This is a genomic window from Virgibacillus siamensis, assembly GCF_900162695.1.
In the GTDB taxonomy this organism is placed as follows: Bacteria; Bacillota; Bacilli; order Bacillales; family Amphibacillaceae; genus Lentibacillus; species Lentibacillus siamensis_A.
The window spans coordinates 1,768,678-1,789,019 of the sequence record NZ_FUIH01000007.1; the positions used below are offsets into that span (position 1 = coordinate 1,768,678).

Sequence of the window (20,342 nt, forward strand, 5' to 3'; positions counted from 1 at the left end):
CTCGCCACTGTAAAATAAATTACATGTTGTTATTTCTCCTGAGGGCAATATTCAACACGTTCCATCAATGGATTTGGCCGGTACATACGACCTTCTTTTGCCTCACGGGTCCCGTTGAGCAGCACATTGTCTCCTGTGAACCCGATATTTATTTGCAGAAGGCTTCTGCCGACACCATACATATCAACTGGCACACCCAACTTTTCAAACTCGTGAATGCGTTTCTCATTAAATCCGCCGGTCACAACAATATTCACATGTGAAAAACCATCATCATCCAGCGCTTTCCTTAATGCAAATACCAGTTCCGGATTAACGCCACGCGGGTCGAAAGTTCCCATTAAGTGATGATTTCGCAAAAAATACTTATCAACCAATGTTCTTGATGTGTCAATACGGACACCTTTAAGGTCATCTCCAAATGCTTTGGCTACTTTTAATGAATCTGTAATAACATCATTATTATAATCAACAAGCGTTACCAGATCATCTTCCGGGAACATTTCATGATATGCCTCCGTTGCGGCAATTACGTCTCCACGGAACATCTGAATCATTGCGTGCGGCATCGTTCCCATTCCATGTTTGCCCCACCATTCATTCATGGCATGTGTAGCCTGTGCAGTGGATCCGCCGATGAAAGCTGCATACCCGTCACCAGCCTGCTGCGTATAATGATCATCCCGATCACCCATGAAAATAATTGGCTTTCGTTTTCCTGAAGAACTGGCCGCTTTTACCACATTATATACATTCGTTGCAACCGATGTTCTTCTGGCCAGAATACCATCAATAATTCCTTCCAAAAAACCGAATTGCTGATACGATCCTGATATGGTCAGAACTGTTTCATAAGGGCTGATTTTATCGCCATCTTTTAATGAATGTATCTCAAGTGTTTCAGGCTGTTCTGCAAAAGTATGTACCAGAGCAATGGCTTCATCTGTACCGCATAATACGGCATTGCTGCTTTTTTGGAAAAATTGCATCGTAACATGGTTATTGGGAAGTTTTTCCTCAGCCATCTCCTTTGTTTTCAAAAAATATACAGCTGAAAACCAGCCCTCTTTAATACGATCATCAAATTTAAATGTTTTGTTTGTCAGCCGCTTAATCGTACCATTCAGCTTTTGCTCAATTTCTTTCATAACGGTTGTCTCCTCTTAATCATATTGATTTCAAAAGTGTCTTCGGTCATATGATAATTTTATTCCCACATTCTATCAAGAAAATTAATCGTTCTGTCAGGAAAAACGAGTATGCTATCAGTAAAATCCGCAGTTCTATCCTATTCAATTTGCGCTTCGGAAATCAGTACTTCACGAGGTTTACTGCCGTTTTGTTGTGCAATAATACCTCTTGACTCCATAGAATCCATCAGACGCGCTGCCCGATTGTAACCAATTTTAAAATGCCGCTGCAGCAGTGATGTACTTGCACTGTTCTGTCTGACAACGAACCCGATTGCCTCCTGCAGCAACTCATCTTCGTGATCATCATGAGAAATCTGTTCCAGTAACTGCTCCTGTTCAAAAGCGTATTCCGGTTCAGCAATATTCCGTGCAAAATCAGTTACCCGTTCAATCTCTTCGTCGGAAACAAATGCTCCCTGCAGTCGTATACTCTTTCCAGCACCATTTTCCACAAACAGCATGTCACCTTTTCCGAGCAATTTCTCTGCACCGTTTGTATCCATTATCGTCCTTGAATCCACCTGAGAGGACACACTAAACGCAATTCGTGTCGGGATATTGGCTTTAATCAATCCGGTAATAACATCCACCGATGGCCGCTGTGTCGCAAGCAAAAGATGGATTCCGCAAGCACGTGCTTTTTGAGCAATCCGGCAAATTGCATCCTCCACGTCCTGTGGTGACACCATCATCAAATCTGCCAGTTCATCAATAACGATAACCATATAAGGAAGTTTTTCTTCTATCCGGTTTTGACTGACCATTTTCTTGTTGTATCGTTCTACATCCCGAACGCCTTCCGTTACAAATTTATCATATCTTTCTTCCATTTCATTAACTGCCCATTTTAATGCCGCTGTTGCTGCCTTCACATCTGTAATAACCGGTGATATAAGATGCGGAATACCATTGTATGGTGCCAATTCAACCATTTTTGGATCAATCAGCATAAACTTAACATCTTTGTGGCTCGCTTTGTATAGCAGACTGATTAAAATCGTATTGATGCAAACACTTTTACCAGAGCCTGTTGCACCGGCGATCAACCCATGCGGCATCTTCTGGATATCAGTAATGAGCGGACTTCCTTCAATACTCAGCCCAAGTCCGACAGTAAGGTGAGAATTATTGTGCCGGAAACTGTCGCTTTCGAAAATCTCCTGTAGTCCGACAAGTTGCGGGTTCCGGTTTGGAATCTCAATGCCTATAGTATTTTTTCCTGGTATCGGCGCTTCGATACGTATGTCTTTAGCAGCCATGTTCAATTTCAGGTCATCACTGAGATTTTTTACCTTGCTTACTTTGACACCCATTTCAGGCTGTACTTCAAATCGTGTAACAGATGGGCCCTGTGTAGTGTTTACCACCTTGGCACGAACATTAAAATGTTTTAGCGTTTTTTCCAGTAACTCCTGCATTTCTCTCATCCATATCTGATCCTGATCCGTCTTATTCACTGGGTCATTCAATAAATGATATGGTATTGTTTTAGGTTTCAATTCAGCTGCGGGCTTTGGATCACGTCTTATTTTTCGCTCATGGTGCCTGCGTTTATCATTGGCTGACATCATCACATTAAAAGGTAAAGGCTTCTGACCCGTATTTTTTCCCCTATCCTTTTTTCGATCAGGACGTATTTTATGCTGCTTGCCCGCAGGCTTCGATTTTTGAACGGGCTTTAAGGGAGCCTCTTCCTCTTTATTCTCTGTAACAGTTGTTATGTCCTGGGTGGCTGCCGCTTCATTTTCAGCTTCCTGGTTCAAAGCCCGGCTTGTATCTGCCTCATACTCTGTATTTGGATAAACACCCTCATCCGTTCCATGTTCTTCTGCCACAGCTGGTTTTTGCAATGGTTTCGTCTTATCTTCCATTTCCTCTGAATATGTATTTGTTGTATCTGTAACTGCTTCCGCTTGCTGTGTATTTTCCGTTTCTTGAATTTCAGGCTGGTGTGACGAAATCGGATTGTTCTCTCTTTCTTTCCAGCGATCATGAAAACCATAGATTGGTGAAGGAACCGGTGTCGGCTCAAACGGTTTTTTGGAATAAAAATCATTTTCCTTTTTCCTTTGTTTTTCCGGTTGCCGATATTCCTTCTTTTGAATATTTGATTCCGGAATATGCCTTTCCATCTTTCTGGTATTTGTTTTTGGAATATGGCGTTCCCTCTGCCGGCCGTATCTTTCAGGAATTTGCCGTTCCTCTTTCCGGGCATTTGTTTCCTGAAAATGTCGTTCCTTCTTTCGGTAATTTGTTCCCGAAATATGCCGCTCTTTCTTTCGGGCATAAGCAGGAATATCTTCCGTTCTCTCCTGTTTTGGCCGGTCAGGTATTACAGGAAAACGGAATGGTTTTTTTTCCGGGTATTGATACGTTATCTTAGCCTTAATATTATCTTTTTGATGATTTCTGTGATCAATTTTCCTTGTTGGCTGTTCATTTACCTCTTCTGTCTCTTCTATCTCAACAAAAAGAAAGTCATTAATTTTCTTTTTAAATTGATCCCACATATCGTTTCACTCATTTCTAAAATAATAGATACTACTAGTTTATCAGGTTTTTTAAGTTTTTGTAGGAAAAAATGAAAGGCAACCCTTGTCCTTAGACTCAGGTTGCCATGTTTTTAAAATTCAAACGGCTCGCCTGCCTGGAATGAATCTTCAAGGACATATATCCCTTTTTCCTTTGGCGCATCAGGCAGTCCTAACTCCTTCTGTGAACATATCATACCATTCGAAGGAACCCCGCGTAATTCTGTCGGTTTAATTTTCATTCCGCTTGGCATTGTGGCGCCAACTTTGGCAACTACCACTTTTTGACCAGCATCAATATTTGGTGCACCACAGACAATCTGCAATGTTTCATCTCCGGTATCAACTTGGCAAACACTTAACTTATCTGCATTTTCATGGGCGTCTTTCGACATAACATACCCTACAACAAATTTTGGACGCAAATCGAATTCCAATGAATCATGCACTCCATATTTGCGGAAAACATCCTTTAACTGATCAAGCAATACTTCCGTCAACGTTATTTTTCCGTTGCCGGAGAGCTTTAAATTGGCAGAGGCATGGAAAATATTATACCCGATTACTTCCCCGTCTTTTTTCGTTATTTTCGTAATATCTCCAATGTCTTCATGTTTCACTTCATATCGATCGGCATTCTCCAGAGGAATAATCAGTACATCACCGATTCCATCCGGATTATAAAAAACATCCATTTAAACCATCCTTTTATTCTGTCGGCCGGTTTTTCGCAAGTATAAATACCGGTTCCAGTTCTTTATTTTCATAGATAAACGGAAGTGACGTAATTGGAATTCTGCCTTCCGCAAAAAATTTCATCGTCATTTGGGCAAGTACATCATACCCCATCTTGTTTTGGATATCCGCAAAAATGAGCACATCCTGATGTGGTACGGCAACAGCCAATTCACCCTTGCTATTCACCTTCATCTCTTCCAGAAGCGCTTCATTTAAAATACGGCTTGCATCATATCCGTCCTGTTTAGCAATAAAATAAAAATCATTATCTGCGACAGTATCTTTCTTATATTCATTATCAAGTGAACGAACATTGAATGTCGCAATTTCATCAATACGGTCATGTGACCATCCTTCTTTTTCAAGCATGCCTTCATCAATCAGCCGATATGATTTCCCAAGATCAAGGGCATAATATATCCTGGTTTCAGCTGTATGGTCCTTGCAGACAAGTTTCTTTCCCGATTTTGTGGTAGTTGCAAATGAGGCAGCCCGTATAACCGGATAAATATTTTTTTCCATCCCGGTCAACTGATGCTCCTCATTCATAATCCGAAGCGCCTCTAAAACATGTTCTACCAATTCATCAACTGCTTGATCACCATGTTCATTATATTTAGCAACCACATTTGGCAATGTAATCGTCATTCCACGATTTGAATCCTTCCAGGCAATCCGGTACGTATCCTTGTCCCTGTTGTAGGAAGTCTTGAATTCAGGACGCGCCAAACGTTCTTCGAGAATTTTTTTCATTTTGATGCTTGTCATTTTCAATTCATTCAACCTCCTTTCTATCTTGGAAGTCCATTAATAAAGGTCATTATTTCTTCCTTGGTTTTCCGATCCTTGCTCACAAATCTTCCTGATTCTTTTCCGTCCTTATACGCAAGAAAACTTGGAATCCCAAAGATGTCGTTTTCTGCACACAAATCAATAAACTGATCCCGGTCAACTTCCAAAAACGTATATTCCGGATATTTTGCTTCAATTTCCGGCAAGACCGGTTCAATTATCCGGCAATCCGGACACCAGCCTGCAGTAAAAAGCGCTATAACATTTCCATTGTTTGTCAGTTGATTCCATTCTTCTATCGATTCAATTGATTTCATTTTCATCATCCTCCATCATCATCATATCTTTGTTTGCAGTATGAATCAATTCTGAAACGTTAAAAAAACAGCCGAACATTTACTTCTGCCCGGCTGGTTTTCGGTTATTTTTTCACATTGGTAGCGGTCGTTGTGTTGGACCCTGATATTGATTTCGCCACTTTCATGAGGTCCTCCGAGTCCGAGTCCAATTGACCCTTTGATGTATACGTGGTGATTTTCACACCACCGACACCTACCTGCAATTCATAATTATCTTCTTGTTTATGTGAAAGAATGCGGATATAACCAAATTTTTCATCATCCTCAAATGACTCCAGCAGCAATGCCGAATCTTTTTCAGCCGCTTTATAGCCTAGTTTGCTTGTTGCTCCTTCGAGACTGTTGTAGAAAACAATATAGGTTTGACCCCCATCTTCCAGAATCACATTGCTGTTACTTGCTTCTTTGACCTCCATCCGTTCGGGCAGATAGAGTGAAAAACCTTCCAGTTTATGATTCGTTTCCACCATTTTATTTGAAGTAAAGACCCTTTTTGCTGATTTTTCCGCTTTCTGAACCGCTTCTTCCTCCGATTGCAAGCTGCATCCGGATAGAACGGTTGCAAGAAAACAAACGGCAGCAATTATCGCAATACGTTTGATTTTCAATTTCGCTTCCCCCTAAAATAGTACAACTGTACAATTTTCCCCTTTTATAATACTAGGATTTTTGAATATTACAAGCAGTATGTTTTTCCAGTAAAACAGAACGATTCAGTCCAATTGCTTGCGAAGTTTAATAAAAACGATAACATGGAATATAAAGAGATAATTGGAGGGATTATGAATGGAGATAACCGTATACCTGGCAGGACAAATTCATGATGACTGGCGTGATCAGGTAAAAGCCAAGGCAAAAGAAAAAAGCCTGCCAATCACATTTGTATCGCCGCAAACGATTCATGAACGGTCCGATAATGTTGGGGAAGATATTCTTGGGGAACAGCCCAACAAATTAGTTAAAGATGATAAAGCATCCGACATCAATAATTTCCGGACCCAGGTTTTGATGCAAAAATCCGACGCTGTTATCGCGTTGTTCGGGGAAAGTTATAAGCAATGGAATACCGCAATGGATGCCAGTGCAGCAATATCATTGGACAAACCAACAATTATTGTCCGGCCTGAATCACTCATACATCCGTTGAAAGAGTTATCCAATAAAGCGAATGTTACCGTTGAAACCGTTGACCAGGCTCTTGATGTATTGGCTTATATTTATGAATAGGAAAGCAGCGGGTTGCCCGCTGCTTATTTTTTAACCATTTTATATTCATACTGCCCTTTCAGCAGTTTCACTACATGGATAAACATCTCTTGTCGTGAAACCAGTTCATTTGTGAAAATTCCGATTGCCCCCTTATGTTTCCGGACATTTTTTTGTTTTGCGTATTCATCCATGATGTCCCCCAGTTCCAAGCCACGCTTAAGTTCAGTGCTAAATTCATTTGGAAGCTGTATTCTTGCTCCACCGGCTGTGACCATACTTTCACCATCTGAAAGTGCACCCCAATTCGTTACATAAAGCTGACCGCCCATCTCCATGACTCCGCCTTCCAGCCCAATACCAATATCGCATTGCTGCTGCGCGCATTGGAATGCCCTGTTAATTGCACCGCGACGGGTTTCCTCATCTGTTGAAGGCTGTGGACTAACCTTTGATGGAACTTCGATGCTGGACACATTGTCGGTATGAAACACAAAGCGGACAGGTTCAATTTTTGCCGGGTTTTCCGATCCAATTAGTATGTTCATTCAGACACCTCATGTTTGTTAGAAAAAATATGCTGCCATCACACGTGACAGCAGCACTACAATATTAATTTGCCTTCTTAATTGTTTCCAGTGTACCCTTATCGGTTGTTTTTACTAATTTAACAATCAGTTCTTTTGCAGCCTGATAGTCATCTACATGAATAATGGAAGCAGCTGTATGAATATAACGTGAGCAAATTCCAACCACAGCAGATGGTACACCATTATTTGATAAATGCACACGACCGGCATCCGTTCCACCCTGGGAGATAAAATACTGATATGGAATATCATTTGATTCAGCAGTATCCAGTATAAAGTCCCGCATTCCATGATGGGTGATCATCGAGCGGTCAAAAATCCGAAGCAGGGCACCTTCACCAAGCTGACCGAATTCTTTGTCATCACCGGACATATCATTAGCCGGAGAAGCATCCAGCGCGTAGAAAATATCTGGTTTGATCATATTAGCAGCAACTTGTGCTCCACGTAAACCGACCTCTTCCTGCACCGTTGCACCTGAATATAATTCATTTGGCAGATTCTCACCTTCTAATTCTTTCAACAGTTCGATGGTTAGCCCGCAGCCATAACGGTTATCCCACGCCTTCGCAAGGATCTTTTTATCGTTTGCCATTGGAGTGAATGGGCAAATCGGTAAAATGGCCTGTCCGGGTTTGATACCGATTTTTTCAGCGTCTTCCTGGTCGTCTGCACCAATATCAATTAACATATTATTAAGTTCCATTGGTTTTTTGCGCTGCTCCGGTGTTAGATTATGCGGCGGAATCGATCCAATCACTCCAATAACCGGACCGTTTTCTGTCATAACCTGCACACGCTGTGCCAATAGCACCTGGCTCCACCAGCCGCCAAGTGTCTGAAAACGAATCATTCCGTTTTTAGTAATTTTCGTTACCATAAAACCTACTTCATCCATATGACCGGCTACCATTACACGCGGGCCTTCCCCTTTTTTAACCCCGAAAACTCCGCCAAGGTTGTCCTGAATCAATTCATCTGAGTATTTCGCCAGCTCCTGTTTCATAAACTGACGAACCGGATGTTCATTCCCCGGCGCTCCCTGTAGTTCAGTCAACGTTTTAAACATATCCAATGTTTCCTGCTTCATATGTATACCCCCATCTAAAAGTATATAATTAGTATAAACGAAAACATGATATGCTTTCCACCAATCAGTTATGTAAGCAATCAGTTTCTATTTTTTTATTTTTGAGTTATACTTAAATTTAAAGTGAATAACCATTTACATTGGAATAAATTAGTATAGAGGTGAATGAAATGAGTGTAAAAAAAGCAGTACTTGCAGCCGGAATGGGAGTAGCAGTCGGATATCTGGCTAAACAGCAGCTGGACAATTATCAAAAAATAACCCCGGAAAAAGCATTGAAACAGGCAAAAGAGTCTTTTAAAAAACAAGGCCCAATCAGTGGTTCATGGATTTATATGAAACCTGAGGAAGTAGAGAAAAACGGTTTACTGTATAACGCATACCGCGGTGGCGTCACCCGTAATATCGACGGCGAAAACAAGCAATTTGAATTCTACGTGGATATCGAAACCGGTGCTGTCATCGGCGCAGTACAAACCGCATAACATATTTTAAAGAACAAAAGCCATCTATTGTCAGATGGCTTTTTCCGTTATTTATAATCATATCTTTCTCTCTCAACCTGATCAACCCGCCTGCCTTCTGTGTTAAATTTGACTGCACGCAAGTATGCATCATGATAAAACGTATACCAAGCCTGCTTACGATACCCAAAATCCATCCACTTTTCTTTCTGATGAACAGAAGTGACCGGATAATCATCATAGGCTAGTGCCCATAATTTATTTTGATGAGCATGTGTCGGCATTATATCAGCCATGTGGATAAATGTATCATCCCCATCTTCAAATACCAGAATTGCATGACCATCACTATGTCCGCTTGTATGAATCATCTTCAAACCATCTGCAATTTGCAGTTCATCTTTAAACGGCTGAACCTGTTCTTGAATTGGCTTCCAATTCATTTCCCAATACGTATTCACCGAGCGGATATTAGGATTTCGCATTTCATCCCACTCCACCTGCGAAACATAAATCGGTGTATCCTTAAATACCGGCTCATATGTATCACCGCTTACTTTAGTAAGCCCGCAAGCATGGTCAAAATGAAGATGCGTCATAAGCATTGCATCAATATCATCAACAGTCAGATCCTTTTCAGCAAGTGACTTTTCAAGTGATGACTGTTCCAGCACACCGAAATTCCGTAATTGTTTATCGGTTAATTTCCCATTCCCCATTCCGGAATCAATCAAATAATTTTTGCCGTCCAGTTGAAGTAAAATCGGGTCAGTTCTTAATTCAATCTGGTTTTTATCATTATTCGGATACTTTTTACTCCATAATGCTTTAGGAACAACACCGAACATCGCTCCGCCATCAAGGAAGTTGACGCCTCCATTCAGCCAAGTCAGTTTTGCCCTTCCAACCTGCAATGTCTCCATTATTTCATCCTCCTTTGCCTATACTGTTAGTTTAGCGAAAGGAGGATATCCATGTAAACAAACATGCATTAGAATACCGAACGGCATCGATAGATGGTTTGTCCTTTTGCGGAAAATTTCTCCTCGTATTCGGTCATCACATTCATGGGATCTTCAATGGCATGCAAGTTTAAATTTACTTCCTTAAACGTCATGCCAAACTCAGAAAAGCTGACAAGTGAATATTCAAACAACCCTCTGTTATCCGTTTTGAAAATTAATTCCCCGTTTTCCTGAAGCACATTCCGGTATCGTTTCAAAAAAGTATAATACGTTAAACGTCTTTTTTCGTGTCGGTTTTTAGGCCATGGATCAGAGAAATTTAAATAAAGCTGCGCAATTTCATCATTGGCAAATATGGATTCGAGTTCTTCCGCATTCTCATTAATGAGTAAAATATTGTCCGGATTTGTCTCCATTATTTTCTGAGCCGCGGTAACGATTACGCTTTTGGCCAATTCAATTCCAATAAAATTGACATCCGGATATTGTTTTGCCATTCCGGCTATAAACTGGCCTTTCCCTGTCCCAATTTCCACAAAAATCGGGTTGGAATTACCGAAAACATCAGCCCATCGTCCTCTTTTAGAAGCGGGATCGGGTATTATAAAATGCGCATTTTCCCTTAAAAAATCATCTGCCCATGGTTTATTCCGCTGTCGCAACTGCAACACCTTCTTTCATTTTCATCATTCAAGCATATTAAAATTAAATATTGTCAACACTATCAGCTGAGGTGATTTAGGATGACATTAACAGTAAATAATCAACTAAAACTTTTACAGGATATATTAACAGAACAGAATGAAGACTGCTGCGGAGAGATTTCTGAATACCAGCAAATAAAACGTTTGGTTCAAACGATGATGGCTAATAATACGATTACCGATGAACAGCTGCTGCAATTACTCCCGGAAATCTACAATTACGGCCGCCAGGGGGAGATTGCCCATAATGACGCTGAGCACATTACGGCAAATAAAGAAAAGATAGAAACCTGGGTAGATGCTATTCAGCAAACCAGTCCCGAATAGTATCGGCGGCATCTCTGTTTAACAGCAGCAAATCATCCAATCGAAGCCGGGCTTTTTCCACTTCTTCCCGCTGCAGGTGCCAATTCAAGAAATAGAGTGCATCTAAAAGTAAATACCAGTACATCCTTTCAAATAATAGCTGGTCATTGGATATTCCATACTCCTGCAGCCATTTTTTCCAATCTTCGGGTGGTATATACCATTTCAGAATAGTCCCAATATCCATGGCAGGATCAGCAATCATTGCATTCTCCCAATCTACAAGATAAAGCTGCCCTTCATTCGTCAGTAAAAGATTATTGTGATTCAAATCGCAGTGGCAAACCACCTGCTCCTGATCACGTGTAACCGGAAGCAGATGCTCCAGATTTGCAATTGCTTCCTGAACTTCCGGATAACTGTCGATAATCCCTCTCTGTCGCAGCTCTTCTTTCACTTGCAAATAACGGTCTTCGGGTGTTATCGGTCTTCTTCCCATACGCATAAGCATATGGAGCAGCTCAGAAGAATTATGGATTTTATTCAATAATGCAGCCACTTGTTTGTGCTGCATTTCGATTGGCATTAACTCTCTTCCATCAAGCCATTCCTGCGCTGTAATAACGTCCCCATTTTCCAGACGCTTTGTCCAAACAAGCTTTGGAACAATCCCTTCAGCTGAGAGAACAGCCAGAAACGGTGAAGAATTCCTTTTTAGAAACAGCCGATTACGATTGTTTTCAGCAATGAAAGCTTCCCCTGTCAACCCACCAGCCTTTTCAATATGCCATTCTTTACCAAGTACTTGCTTTAACCAATTCACACCCATACCCCAAATCTGCACAGTTTAACTTACATTTTAATTGTCACGCCGCTATTTCTTCCAAATATGGACATAGAATAGATTAACGAACTTTTTCATCCATTTCAAGAACAAACTTTAAATACGGCCGTTTATTTCCATATATGTATTAAAATTTATAGAACATGAAATGCTGCTGTTACCACTTCAGTCAAATAATTCCATCATCAGTCTTTAACTGATATTCAGCAACTTGCTTATATTTCGGGGTTGCGTCCGGAAAGATCTGATATAGAACAATCCGATTAACCAGCATTTTATACGGTGTCATGAATGGAGACGAGAGATCAGACCACATCTCATTCCGGTTATTCCACTTTTTAGCAAGTGTTATATGAGGGGAATAGTTCCTTTTCTCCGGTTGGAATCCGGATTCATTTGCCCTCCATTCCACCAGCTGCTGCAGTTCCAGCAATGGTTCTGTTTTTTCAACACCAGTCCATAGCACCCTTGGCTGCTTCGGATTTCCAAAAGTGCCTACAGAACCTGTCCTAAGATGAAATGAAGGAAAACCTGTTACGCATTCCAAATTATTAATTAACGTATCAAGTTGATCATCTGAAACAGGTCCTAAGAATTTAAGCGTAATATGCAAATCATCCATGTGCGGCCACTGTTTATAAGGTAATTGATCCCGAAGCTGCTCTTGTTTTTCCGCTAAATACATTTTCAATTCTTTTGGCAATGGAACAGCTATAAAATAGTGGGGTAATGATGCTGACATAATAGTCCCTCATTTCTTTTCCTGCAAAACTCAAATACTTTATTTTTTTAAAGACAGGCAGTAATCCAATTCATCTTTGGTCAGCTCGCGGCTCTCTCCGAGGGCAAGATTTGAATCCAACTGAAGTTCACCCATACTGAGCCGCTTTAAATAAACTACCTTTTTTCCAACTGCCTCAAACATCCGCTTTACCTGATGGAACTTTCCCTCTGTAATGGTTATTTTAACTTCAGAAATGGAAGCGGAATCCATAATAACAAGGTCCGCAGGCTTGGATTGATAGCCGTCATCGAGCGTGATACCTTTTTTAAATGTTTCAATGTCGTCATCTGTTACATAACCGTTGACCTTGGCATAATACGTTTTCCCGACGTCCTTCTTCGGGGAAACAAGCTGATGGGCAAGATCCCCGTCATTTGTAAGAAGAAGCAACCCCTCTGTGTCCTTATCCAGACGTCCAATTGGAAACGGGTTGAATTTATTATAATTTACGGGTAATAAATCAATGACCGTTTTTTCACGATTGTCAACAGTTGCTGATATATATTCTGACGGCTTGTTTAGCATAATATATACATATTGTTGAAATTCAACTGGTTCATTATTCACTTTGACAACATCTTTTTCAGGATCAACGTACAGACTGCTGTCTTTAATCACGGTGTTGTTAACCGTTACGAACTTTTTTTTAATCAGTCCCTTGACGTCTTTCCTGCTGCCGACACCCATATTCGAAAGCAACTTATCAAGGCGCATCATTCACCCTCCTTATCTGCGAAAAATTTTGTCCAGAACACGTACTTTGTTGCCGAGAACACGATCCAGCAAGGTGGATTCATATGCAAACCAGACATAAACACCGCCGCCAACGGCAACACCTGCAACCAACATAATTACTGCTGACAACCGGTCCTCTTCTATATTCAGGAAACTTCCAAATATTGCTTTTGTAATCCAGATGGCAATACACATAATAACGGTGAAAATAAATATCAGCACAAACCGCTTCAGCGTCTGATTAAATGGAAATCGGATAGATACACCAATACGCCATAAATTTAGAATCACTGCGGTACCGACCGCAAGCGCTGTTCCAAAAATGGCACCTTTTGCACCAAACATATGGATTAGCTGTATATTAAACAGTATTTTCATTAATAAGCCGCCGGTTAAGCTGACCACAGCAAATCGCTGTTGATTGATCCCTTGTAAGATGGAAGATGTCACTGTAAACAACGCGAACAAAAGCGCAACTGGTGCATACCAGCCAAGTAATGGACCAGTTATGCTTAGATTTTTCGTCCCGTATAGGGCACCATAGGCCGAATCAGACAGCATTAGTAATCCTACAGCTGCCGGAACAACCAGCACAAGAACAATTTGCAGCGCCTGGTTGATTTGCTGATTCAAAACCTGCCTGTTATTAGTTGTAAATGATTTAGTCAAAGCCGGTAATATGGCCAATGACAATCCCGTTGCAAGGGTTACCGGAATAATCACCAATTTGTGACCAAATACATTAATTGCACCCAGAGCTATCTCCCAATTATCCCCTTCTCCAATCGCAATCATAGCCCGTTGAAACGTAAGTGTATCAACTAATTGATAGAGCGGAGTTGCAATTCCAACAATGACAAATGGACCTGCATATCGGAATAATTCTGTGATCAAATCTTTCGTTGGTATGTCCTGTGAAAATTTTTGCTGTTTTACCTGTTTCTGAATATGCGGTTTCCGCTTTCGCCAGTAATACCACAAAACCGCACAGGAACCGAGCGCCCCGATAAACGCTGCAAAAGCTGAGAAACCCACTGCAGTTGCGACGGTCCCACCCATTATTTTCATAATAATAAAGGTTGCTGCCAGAATAAATACAATCCGGATTATTTGTTCAACAACCTGAGAAACAGCAGTGGGTCCCATCGATTCGTAACCCTGAAAAAAACCGCGTGTTATACTCATTGCCGGAATAATTAATAACGCAAAACTAACCATTCGAATAACCATTGTACCCTCTTCACGGGTAATATCTCCATAGTCTTCGCTTGAAATAATAAAATTGGCTAAGGGTTCGGCCCCAAAAAAGAGCCCCAAAAATGCGATGAAACCGGTAACCAGCATTAATGAGATTCCGGTCTTATAAATGCGCATACCTGTTTCAAAGTCACCCATGGAATTATATTTGGAAACAAATTTTGAAACGGCTAAGGGAACACCAATTGTGGAAATACTAATAAAAATATTATATGGTATGTAAGCAAACGAATATAACGTTCCCCCTGTTTCCCCAACAAGTGTATTAAACGGAATGAGATAAATCATTCCAAGAAATTTCGATAAAAATGTGGCACTAGTAAGAAGCATGGTGCCTCTGACAATATTCGACATTGTTTCACCTGCAATTTATTCATACTTTAATTGTTATTTTATCATATAAGCAGCCATTCACGGCATTATTTCAATTTTTCTTAGCCTGAAAACATGATACTATATATGGGAAGGGAATGAAAAAAGTTGATTTATGATGTAATTGTAATCGGTGGCGGACCTTCCGGATTAATGGCTGCGATAGCAGCAGCTGAACACGGCGCCAACACAGTTTTGCTCGAAAAAGGAAGAAAATTAGGGAAAAAGCTCGCCATTTCCGGCGGCGGACGCTGCAATGTTACAAACAGGCTGCCACAGGAAGAAGTAATCAGACACATTCCAGGAAACGGAAAATTTTTATACAGTCCGTTCTCTGTATTTAATAACTATGATATTATCGACTTTTTTGAAGGGATGGGCGTTGGTCTCAAAGAAGAAGATCACGGTCGCATGTTTCCTGTATCCAATTCTGCAAAAACAGTTGTTAATGCACTGATTGATAAACTTGACGAATTGAATGTTAACGTGCAAATGAACACACCAGTGAAGGCCTTGCACTACGGTGAATCAGAGCATCATTTAATTTTGTCCGACGGTGAAAAACTACATACAAAGTCGATTGTAATAGCTGTCGGTGGTAAAGCTGTACCTCACACCGGTTCGACCGGGGATGGCTATGCATGGGCAAAAAAAGCCGGTCATACTATAACAGAACTATATCCAACTGAAGTTGCCCTTACTTCAGACGAACCGTTCATCAAAAATAAGCGGCTGCAGGGATTATCTTTAAGAGACGCAGCGCTTACTGTTTTAAATAAGAAAAATAAGCCAGTTATCACACACCGGATGGACATGATTTTTACCCACTTTGGTGTATCAGGACCAGCAGTACTGCGCTGCTCCCAATTCGTTGTAAAACAACTAATGAAAGGACAAAAAGAAGTTTCCATGACCCTTGATGTTCTGCCCGACGAACAGGAAGAAAATTTATTGCAGAGATTGCAGACGTTAATTAAAGAAAACCCGAAAAAATCAATAAGAAACGTATTAAAGGGAACCGTTCCGGAGCGTCTTTTAGAATATATCATACAGGAAAATCAGATTGACGCTGATCAAAAAGCTGCGAACATTTCCAGCGAGGCACTACGCACAGCGGTTCATCAAATGAAACACTTTTCATTCAAGGTGAACGGCTCACTTCCACTTGATAAAGCGTTCGTAACAGGCGGCGGTGTTTCCATCAAAGAAATCGTACCAAAGACAATGCGGTCCAAAATAATGACCGGTCTATATTTCTGTGGAGAGATTTTGGATATACATGGTTATACAGGCGGCTATAATATAACATCTGCCCTTGTAACAGGACGCCTTGCGGGTATGAATGCCGCTGTCCAATCAAGTGAATTGGCATTTGATTCCTGACATGATTCCGTTTTTTTGACCAAACCTAAAAATGTCCGGGGACAATAATGGAAAGGGTTGAAAACATGCAAAAGAATCAAATCTGGCTACCGTTAATCGCTTCCGTCGGTGTAGGCGCAGCGACTTACTATACGATGACAAAGAACAACCAAAACTTTAGTCAAACTATGCAAAAAATGGTACCCTTTGTTTCTCAAATGAACGGCGGCGGAGGAAGCCAATAGCAAAACCCATAAAGCAAGCAGCGCACCCGGACTGGGTGCGCTGTTATTTTTCCCTCTATATCGATTAAACCGCACCTTATACAAACATTGTGCAGATCTTTGTTTGAAGGTTGATTTTTAGTTCGTGAAGGTTGATAAGTTCTCGTTGATGGTTGATAAGTTCCAGGTGAAGGTTGATTCCTTCTCAATGATGGTCGATAAGTTCCAGATGAAGGTTGATTCCTTCTTAATGATGGTCGATAAGTTCCGGATGAAGGTTGATTCCTTCCTAATGGTGGTTGATAAGTTCCAGACGAAGGTTGATTTTCTTTAAAAAATGTTTATAACGAAAAAGAGTGTACATGGTTAAATGTACACTCTTTTTAATTGCCTGGCGGCGTCCTACTCTTGCAGGAGCAAAGCCCCAACTACCATCGGCGCTGGAGAGCTTAACTGCTGTGTTCGGCATGGGAACAGGTGTGACCTCTCCGCTATTGCTACCAGACCTATAAGGTCTTATTTTATACCTCAAAAACTAAATAAGAGTATCTGCAACGGTTCATCAAAAGATATAGTTAAGTCCTCGATCGATTAGTATCCGTCAGCTCCACGTGTCACCACGCTTCCACCTCGGACCTATCAACCTCATCGTCTCTAAGGGATCTTACTCACTCGAAGTGATGGGAAGTCTCATCTTGAGGGGGGCTTCATGCTTAGATGCTTTCAGCACTTATCCTGACCACACGTAGCTACCCAGCCATGCTCCTGGCGGAACAACTGGTACACCAGCGGTGTGTCCATCCCGGTCCTCTCGTACTAAGGACAGCTCCTCTCAAACTTCCTGCGCCCACGACGGATAGGGACCGAACTGTCTCACGACGTTCTGAACCCAGCTCGCGTACCGCTTTAATGGGCGAACAGCCCAACCCTTGGGACCGACTACAGCCCCAGGATGCGATGAGCCGACATCGAGGTGCCAAACCTCCCCGTCGATGTGAACTCTTGGGGGAGATAAGCCTGTTATCCCCGGGGTAGCTTTTATCCGTTGAGCGATGGCCCTTCCATGCGGAACCACCGGATCACTAAGCCCGACTTTCGTCCCTGCTCGACTTGTAGGTCTCGCAGTCAAGCTCCCTTCTGCCTTTACACTCATGCGAATGATTTCCAACCATTCTGAGGGAACCTTTGGGCGCCTCCGTTACCTTTTGGGAGGCGACCGCCCCAGTCAAACTGCCCGCCTGACACTGTCTCCGGACCGGATCACGGCCCTGGGTTAGAAGGTCCGTACAGCCAGGGTGGTATCCCACGGATGCCTCCGCCGAAGCTGGCGCTCCGGTTTCGATGGCTCCCACCTATCCTGTACAAGCTGTACCAACATTCAATATCAGGCTACAGTAAAGCTCCACGGGGTCTTTCCGTCCTGTCGCGGGTAATGTGCATCTTCACACATCGTATAATTTCACCGGGTCTCTCGTTGAGACAGTGCCCAAGTCGTTGCACCTTTCGTGCGGGTCGGAACTTACCCGACAAGGAATTTCGCTACCTTAGGACCGTTATAGTTACGGCCGCCGTTTACTGGGGCTTCGGTTCTACGCTTCGGCTTGCGCCTAACGCTTCCCCTTAACCTTCCAGCACCGGGCAGGTGTCAGCCCCTATACTTCGCCTTTCGGCTTCGCAGAGACCTGTGTTTTTGCTAAACAGTCGCTTGGGCCTATTCACTGCGGCTCACTCGTAAGCAAGCACCCCTTCTCCCGAAGTTACGGGGTCATTTTGCCGAGTTCCTTAACGAGAGTTCTCCCGCTCACCTTAGGATTCTCTCCTCGCCTACCTGTGTCGGTTTGCGGTACGGGCACCTATGAACTCACTAGAGGCTTTTCTTGGCAGTGTGGATGCAGGAACTTCGGTACTCTATTTCCCTCCCCATCACAGCTCAGCATTGTTGGACGGATTTGCCTATCCAACTGCCTTACTGCTTGGACGCACACGTCCATCGGTGCGCTTTCCTTCTCCTCCTGCGTCCCCCCGTCATTCAAACGTTCATGAGGTGGTACAGGAATATCGACCTGTTGTCCATCGCCTACGCCTTTCGGCCTCGGCTTAGGTCCCGACTAACCCTGAGAGGACGAGCCTTCCTCAGGAAACCTTAGGCTTTCGGTGAAAGAGATTCTCACTCTTTTTTCGCTACTCATACCGGCATTCTCACTTCCAGATGCTCCACCAGTCCTCACGGTCTGACTTCACAGCGTCTGGAACGCTCTCCTACCACTGTTCGTAAGAACAATCCGCAGCTTCGGTGATACGTTTAGCCCCGGTACATTTTCGGCGCAGCGTCACTCGACCAGTGAGCTATTACGCACTCTTTAAATGATGGCTGCTTCTAAGCCAACATCCTGGTTGTCTGGGCAACGCCACATCCTTTTCCACTTAACGTATACTTTGGGACCTTAGCTGGCGGTCTGGGCTGTTTCCCTTTCGACTATGAACCTTATCACCCATAGTCTGACTCCCAAGGCTGCGTAACCGGCATTCGGAGTTTGACTGAATTCGGTAACCCGGTGAGGGCCCCTAGTCCAATCAGTGCTCTACCTCCGGTACACATTCCTTGAGGCTAGCCCTAAAGCTATTTCGGAGAGAACCAGCTATCTCCGTGTTCGATTGGCATTTCACCCCTACCCACACCTCATCCCCGCATTTTTCAACATACGTGGGTTCGGGCCTCCAGTCAGTGTTACCTGACCTTCACCCTGGACATGGGTAGATCACACGGTTTCGGGTCTGCGACCGTATACTCATGCGCCCTGTTCAGACTCGCTTTCGCTGCGGCTCCGTGTCTTCCACTTAACCTTGCATACGATCGTAACTCGCCGGTCCATTCTACAAAAGGTACGCCGTCACCCATTAACGGGCTTCGACTACTTGTAGGCACACGGTTTCAGGTTCTCTTTCACTCCCCTTCCGGGGTGCTTTTCACCTTTCCCTCACGGTACTGGTTCACTATCGGTCACTGGGGAGTATTTAGCCTTGGGAGATGGTCCTCCCGGATTCCGACGGAATTCCTCGTGTTCCGCCGTACTCAGGATCCACTCCGGAGGAAACACACTTTCGACTACAGGGCTCTTACCTTCTTCGGCCGGCCATTCCAGGCCGATTCGTCTAATGTGTTTCTTGGTAACTCCAATGGAGTGTCCTACAACCCCAGAAAGCAAGCTTTCTGGTTTGGGCTGTTTCCGTTTCGCTCGCCGCTACTTGGGAAATCGCGTTTGCTTTCTCTTCCTCCGGGTACTGAGATGTTTCAGTTCCCCGGGTATGCCTCGCCTATCCTATGTATTCAGATAAGCGTTCTGTTCCATTACGAACAGCGGGTTTCCCCATTCGGAAATCCCTGGATCGAAGTCTACTTACGACTCCCCAGGGCATATCGGTGTTAGTCCCGTCCTTCATCGGCTCCCAGTGCCAAGGCATTCACCGTGCGCCCTTCTTCACTTAACTATGAATTAGCGTACTTTATCTTCGCCTTCGCTTTTGATTTGATGTCGTTGATTACTCTTATTCAGTTTTCAAGGTACAAAAAGTGGAGCCTAGCGGGATCGAACCGCTGACCTCCTGCGTGCAAGGCAGGCGCTCTCCCAGCTGAGCTAAGGCCCCATATGATTATTATAGATGGTGGGCCTGAGTGGACTCGAACCACCGACCTCACGCTTATCAGGCGTGCGCTCTAACCGGCTGAGCTACAGGCCCATCTATAAATAAAGTATGGAAAGAATTACTCTCTCAAAACTGAACCAAACAACCAAGTATGCCTTCCGTAATAATCCAGCTCCAGCGT

At 42.9% G+C, this 20,342-nt stretch carries 20 protein-coding genes, 2 tRNA genes and 2 rRNA genes; 6 read left to right on the forward strand and 18 right to left on the reverse strand.

What is annotated here, in order from left to right:
* Positions 1-29 precede the first annotated feature (29 nt).
* The 6 genes from B1K71_RS12720 to B1K71_RS12745 all read right to left on the reverse strand — a co-directional run bounded on the left by B1K71_RS12720 (position 30) and on the right by B1K71_RS12745 (position 6,221).
* Positions 30-1,148 (reverse strand): nicotinate phosphoribosyltransferase, encoded by a 1,119-nt coding sequence (locus tag B1K71_RS12720; protein WP_077327570.1) that lies wholly within the window; start codon positions 1,146-1,148, stop codon positions 30-32.
* 140 nt (positions 1,149-1,288) lie between these two features.
* Positions 1,289-3,703, reverse strand: a complete 2,415-nt coding sequence (locus B1K71_RS12725; RefSeq protein ID WP_077327573.1) for a DNA translocase FtsK — start codon at positions 3,701-3,703, stop codon at positions 1,289-1,291.
* Between the two features lie 113 nt (positions 3,704-3,816).
* Positions 3,817-4,419: a YtpR family tRNA-binding protein gene (gene ytpR, locus B1K71_RS12730; protein ID WP_077327575.1), complete on the reverse strand. Its 603-nt coding sequence runs from the start codon at positions 4,417-4,419 to the stop codon at positions 3,817-3,819.
* A 13-nt stretch (positions 4,420-4,432) separates the two neighbouring features.
* Positions 4,433-5,236: a DUF1444 domain-containing protein gene (locus tag B1K71_RS12735; protein WP_077327578.1), complete on the reverse strand. Its 804-nt coding sequence runs from the start codon at positions 5,234-5,236 to the stop codon at positions 4,433-4,435.
* Between the two features lie 17 nt (positions 5,237-5,253).
* Positions 5,254-5,571, reverse strand: coding sequence for a thioredoxin family protein (locus B1K71_RS12740; protein WP_077327581.1), 318 nt, complete (start codon positions 5,569-5,571; stop codon positions 5,254-5,256).
* Positions 5,572-5,675: 104 nt separating this feature from the next.
* A complete protein-coding gene (locus B1K71_RS12745) occupies positions 5,676-6,221 on the reverse strand; it encodes a hypothetical protein (protein WP_077327584.1) in 546 nt (181 codons plus the stop codon).
* 178 nt (positions 6,222-6,399) lie between these two features.
* Here B1K71_RS12745 and B1K71_RS12750 point away from each other — a divergent pair, with 178 nt between their 5' ends.
* Positions 6,400-6,840, forward strand: coding sequence for a YtoQ family protein (locus B1K71_RS12750; RefSeq protein ID WP_077327587.1), 441 nt, complete (start codon positions 6,400-6,402; stop codon positions 6,838-6,840).
* 23 nt (positions 6,841-6,863) lie between these two features.
* Here the strand turns inward: B1K71_RS12750 and B1K71_RS12755 are convergent, their stop codons facing one another.
* Positions 6,864-7,367, reverse strand: coding sequence for a DUF84 family protein (locus tag B1K71_RS12755; RefSeq protein ID WP_077327590.1), 504 nt, complete (start codon positions 7,365-7,367; stop codon positions 6,864-6,866).
* 64 nt (positions 7,368-7,431) lie between these two features.
* Positions 7,432-8,499 carry a M42 family metallopeptidase gene (locus B1K71_RS12760; RefSeq protein ID WP_077327593.1) on the reverse strand — a complete coding sequence of 356 codons (1,068 nt, stop codon included), beginning with the start codon at positions 8,497-8,499 and terminating at the stop codon, positions 7,432-7,434.
* 170 nt (positions 8,500-8,669) lie between these two features.
* On the opposite strand from B1K71_RS12760, the gene B1K71_RS12765 reads away from it, so the two are divergent.
* The gene (locus B1K71_RS12765) at positions 8,670-8,984 is read left to right on the forward strand and encodes a PepSY domain-containing protein (RefSeq protein WP_077327595.1); all 315 of its coding nucleotides are present in this window, start codon (positions 8,670-8,672) and stop codon (positions 8,982-8,984) included.
* A 47-nt stretch (positions 8,985-9,031) separates the two neighbouring features.
* Here B1K71_RS12765 and B1K71_RS12770 read toward each other — a convergent pair whose 3' ends face one another.
* A complete protein-coding gene (locus B1K71_RS12770) occupies positions 9,032-9,886 on the reverse strand; it encodes a YtnP family quorum-quenching lactonase (RefSeq protein ID WP_077327598.1) in 855 nt (284 codons plus the stop codon).
* A 68-nt stretch (positions 9,887-9,954) separates the two neighbouring features.
* Positions 9,955-10,590: a tRNA (guanosine(46)-N7)-methyltransferase TrmB gene (gene trmB, locus B1K71_RS12775; protein ID WP_077327601.1), complete on the reverse strand. Its 636-nt coding sequence runs from the start codon at positions 10,588-10,590 to the stop codon at positions 9,955-9,957.
* An 81-nt stretch (positions 10,591-10,671) separates the two neighbouring features.
* On the opposite strand from trmB, the gene B1K71_RS12780 reads away from it, so the two are divergent.
* Complete coding sequence (locus B1K71_RS12780) at positions 10,672-10,959, forward strand: YtzH-like family protein (RefSeq protein ID WP_077327604.1); 288 nt, start codon at positions 10,672-10,674, stop codon at positions 10,957-10,959.
* On the opposite strand, the gene B1K71_RS12785 is transcribed toward B1K71_RS12780, so the two are convergent.
* From B1K71_RS12785 to B1K71_RS12800, 4 genes are all read right to left on the reverse strand, one after another.
* Complete coding sequence (locus tag B1K71_RS12785; RefSeq protein WP_077327607.1) at positions 10,934-11,767, reverse strand: phosphotransferase family protein; 834 nt, start codon at positions 11,765-11,767, stop codon at positions 10,934-10,936. The two genes, B1K71_RS12780 and B1K71_RS12785, sit on opposite strands and share 26 nt — an antisense overlap.
* A 184-nt stretch (positions 11,768-11,951) precedes the next feature.
* Positions 11,952-12,524, reverse strand: coding sequence for an RNA 2',3'-cyclic phosphodiesterase (gene thpR / locus B1K71_RS12790; RefSeq protein ID WP_077327610.1), 573 nt, complete (start codon positions 12,522-12,524; stop codon positions 11,952-11,954).
* A gap of 39 nt (positions 12,525-12,563) precedes the next feature.
* Positions 12,564-13,280 (reverse strand): pseudouridine synthase, encoded by a 717-nt coding sequence (locus tag B1K71_RS12795; RefSeq protein ID WP_077327613.1) that lies wholly within the window; start codon positions 13,278-13,280, stop codon positions 12,564-12,566.
* 12 nt (positions 13,281-13,292) lie between these two features.
* Positions 13,293-14,912, reverse strand: a complete 1,620-nt coding sequence (locus tag B1K71_RS12800) for a putative polysaccharide biosynthesis protein (protein ID WP_077327616.1) — start codon at positions 14,910-14,912, stop codon at positions 13,293-13,295.
* A 126-nt stretch (positions 14,913-15,038) separates the two neighbouring features.
* Here B1K71_RS12800 and B1K71_RS12805 point away from each other — a divergent pair, with 126 nt between their 5' ends.
* From B1K71_RS12805 to B1K71_RS12810, 3 genes are all read left to right on the forward strand, one after another.
* Positions 15,039-16,313, forward strand: coding sequence for an NAD(P)/FAD-dependent oxidoreductase (locus tag B1K71_RS12805; RefSeq protein ID WP_077327619.1), 1,275 nt, complete (start codon positions 15,039-15,041; stop codon positions 16,311-16,313).
* A gap of 65 nt (positions 16,314-16,378) precedes the next feature.
* Positions 16,379-16,537, forward strand: coding sequence for a hypothetical protein (locus B1K71_RS19930; protein WP_175631908.1), 159 nt, complete (start codon positions 16,379-16,381; stop codon positions 16,535-16,537).
* A gap of 124 nt (positions 16,538-16,661) precedes the next feature.
* A complete protein-coding gene (locus B1K71_RS12810; protein ID WP_077327622.1) occupies positions 16,662-16,850 on the forward strand; it encodes a hypothetical protein in 189 nt (62 codons plus the stop codon).
* Positions 16,851-16,905: 55 nt separating this feature from the next.
* Here B1K71_RS12810 and rrf read toward each other — a convergent pair.
* From rrf to B1K71_RS12830, 4 genes are all read right to left on the reverse strand, one after another.
* Positions 16,906-17,021 (reverse strand): 5S ribosomal RNA (gene rrf, locus B1K71_RS12815).
* Positions 17,022-17,087: 66 nt separating this feature from the next.
* Positions 17,088-20,005 (reverse strand): 23S ribosomal RNA (locus B1K71_RS12820).
* An 83-nt stretch (positions 20,006-20,088) separates the two neighbouring features.
* Positions 20,089-20,161 (reverse strand) — tRNA-Ala (locus tag B1K71_RS12825).
* 16 nt (positions 20,162-20,177) lie between these two features.
* Positions 20,178-20,254, reverse strand: a tRNA-Ile gene (locus B1K71_RS12830).
* Between the last annotated feature and the right edge of the window lie 88 nt (positions 20,255-20,342).

Bases quoted from the DNA above. Each gene is read 5' to 3' on its own strand.
- B1K71_RS12720 (WP_077327570.1), bottom strand. From the start codon at position 1,148: ATGAAAGAAATTGAGCAAAAGCTGAATGGTACGATTAAGCGGCTGACA.
- B1K71_RS12725 (WP_077327573.1), bottom strand. From the start codon at position 3,703: ATGTGGGATCAATTTAAAAAGAAAATTAATGACTTTCTTTTTGTTGAG.
- ytpR (WP_077327575.1), bottom strand. From the start codon at position 4,419: ATGGATGTTTTTTATAATCCGGATGGAATCGGTGATGTACTGATTATT.
- B1K71_RS12740 (WP_077327581.1), bottom strand. From the start codon at position 5,571: ATGAAATCAATTGAATCGATAGAAGAATGGAATCAACTGACAAACAAT.
- B1K71_RS12750 (WP_077327587.1), top strand. From the start codon at position 6,400: ATGGAGATAACCGTATACCTGGCAGGACAAATTCATGATGACTGGCGT.
- B1K71_RS12755 (WP_077327590.1), bottom strand. From the start codon at position 7,367: ATGAACATACTAATTGGATCGGAAAACCCGGCAAAAATTGAACCTGTC.
- B1K71_RS12760 (WP_077327593.1), bottom strand. From the start codon at position 8,499: ATGAAGCAGGAAACATTGGATATGTTTAAAACGTTGACTGAACTACAG.
- B1K71_RS12765 (WP_077327595.1), top strand. From the start codon at position 8,670: ATGAGTGTAAAAAAAGCAGTACTTGCAGCCGGAATGGGAGTAGCAGTC.
- B1K71_RS12770 (WP_077327598.1), bottom strand. From the start codon at position 9,886: ATGGAGACATTGCAGGTTGGAAGGGCAAAACTGACTTGGCTGAATGGA.
- B1K71_RS12780 (WP_077327604.1), top strand. From the start codon at position 10,672: ATGACATTAACAGTAAATAATCAACTAAAACTTTTACAGGATATATTA.
- B1K71_RS12785 (WP_077327607.1), bottom strand. From the start codon at position 11,767: ATGGGTGTGAATTGGTTAAAGCAAGTACTTGGTAAAGAATGGCATATT.
- thpR (WP_077327610.1), bottom strand. From the start codon at position 12,524: ATGTCAGCATCATTACCCCACTATTTTATAGCTGTTCCATTGCCAAAA.
- B1K71_RS12795 (WP_077327613.1), bottom strand. From the start codon at position 13,280: ATGCGCCTTGATAAGTTGCTTTCGAATATGGGTGTCGGCAGCAGGAAA.
- B1K71_RS12800 (WP_077327616.1), bottom strand. From the start codon at position 14,912: ATGTCGAATATTGTCAGAGGCACCATGCTTCTTACTAGTGCCACATTT.
- B1K71_RS19930 (WP_175631908.1), top strand. From the start codon at position 16,379: ATGCAAAAGAATCAAATCTGGCTACCGTTAATCGCTTCCGTCGGTGTA.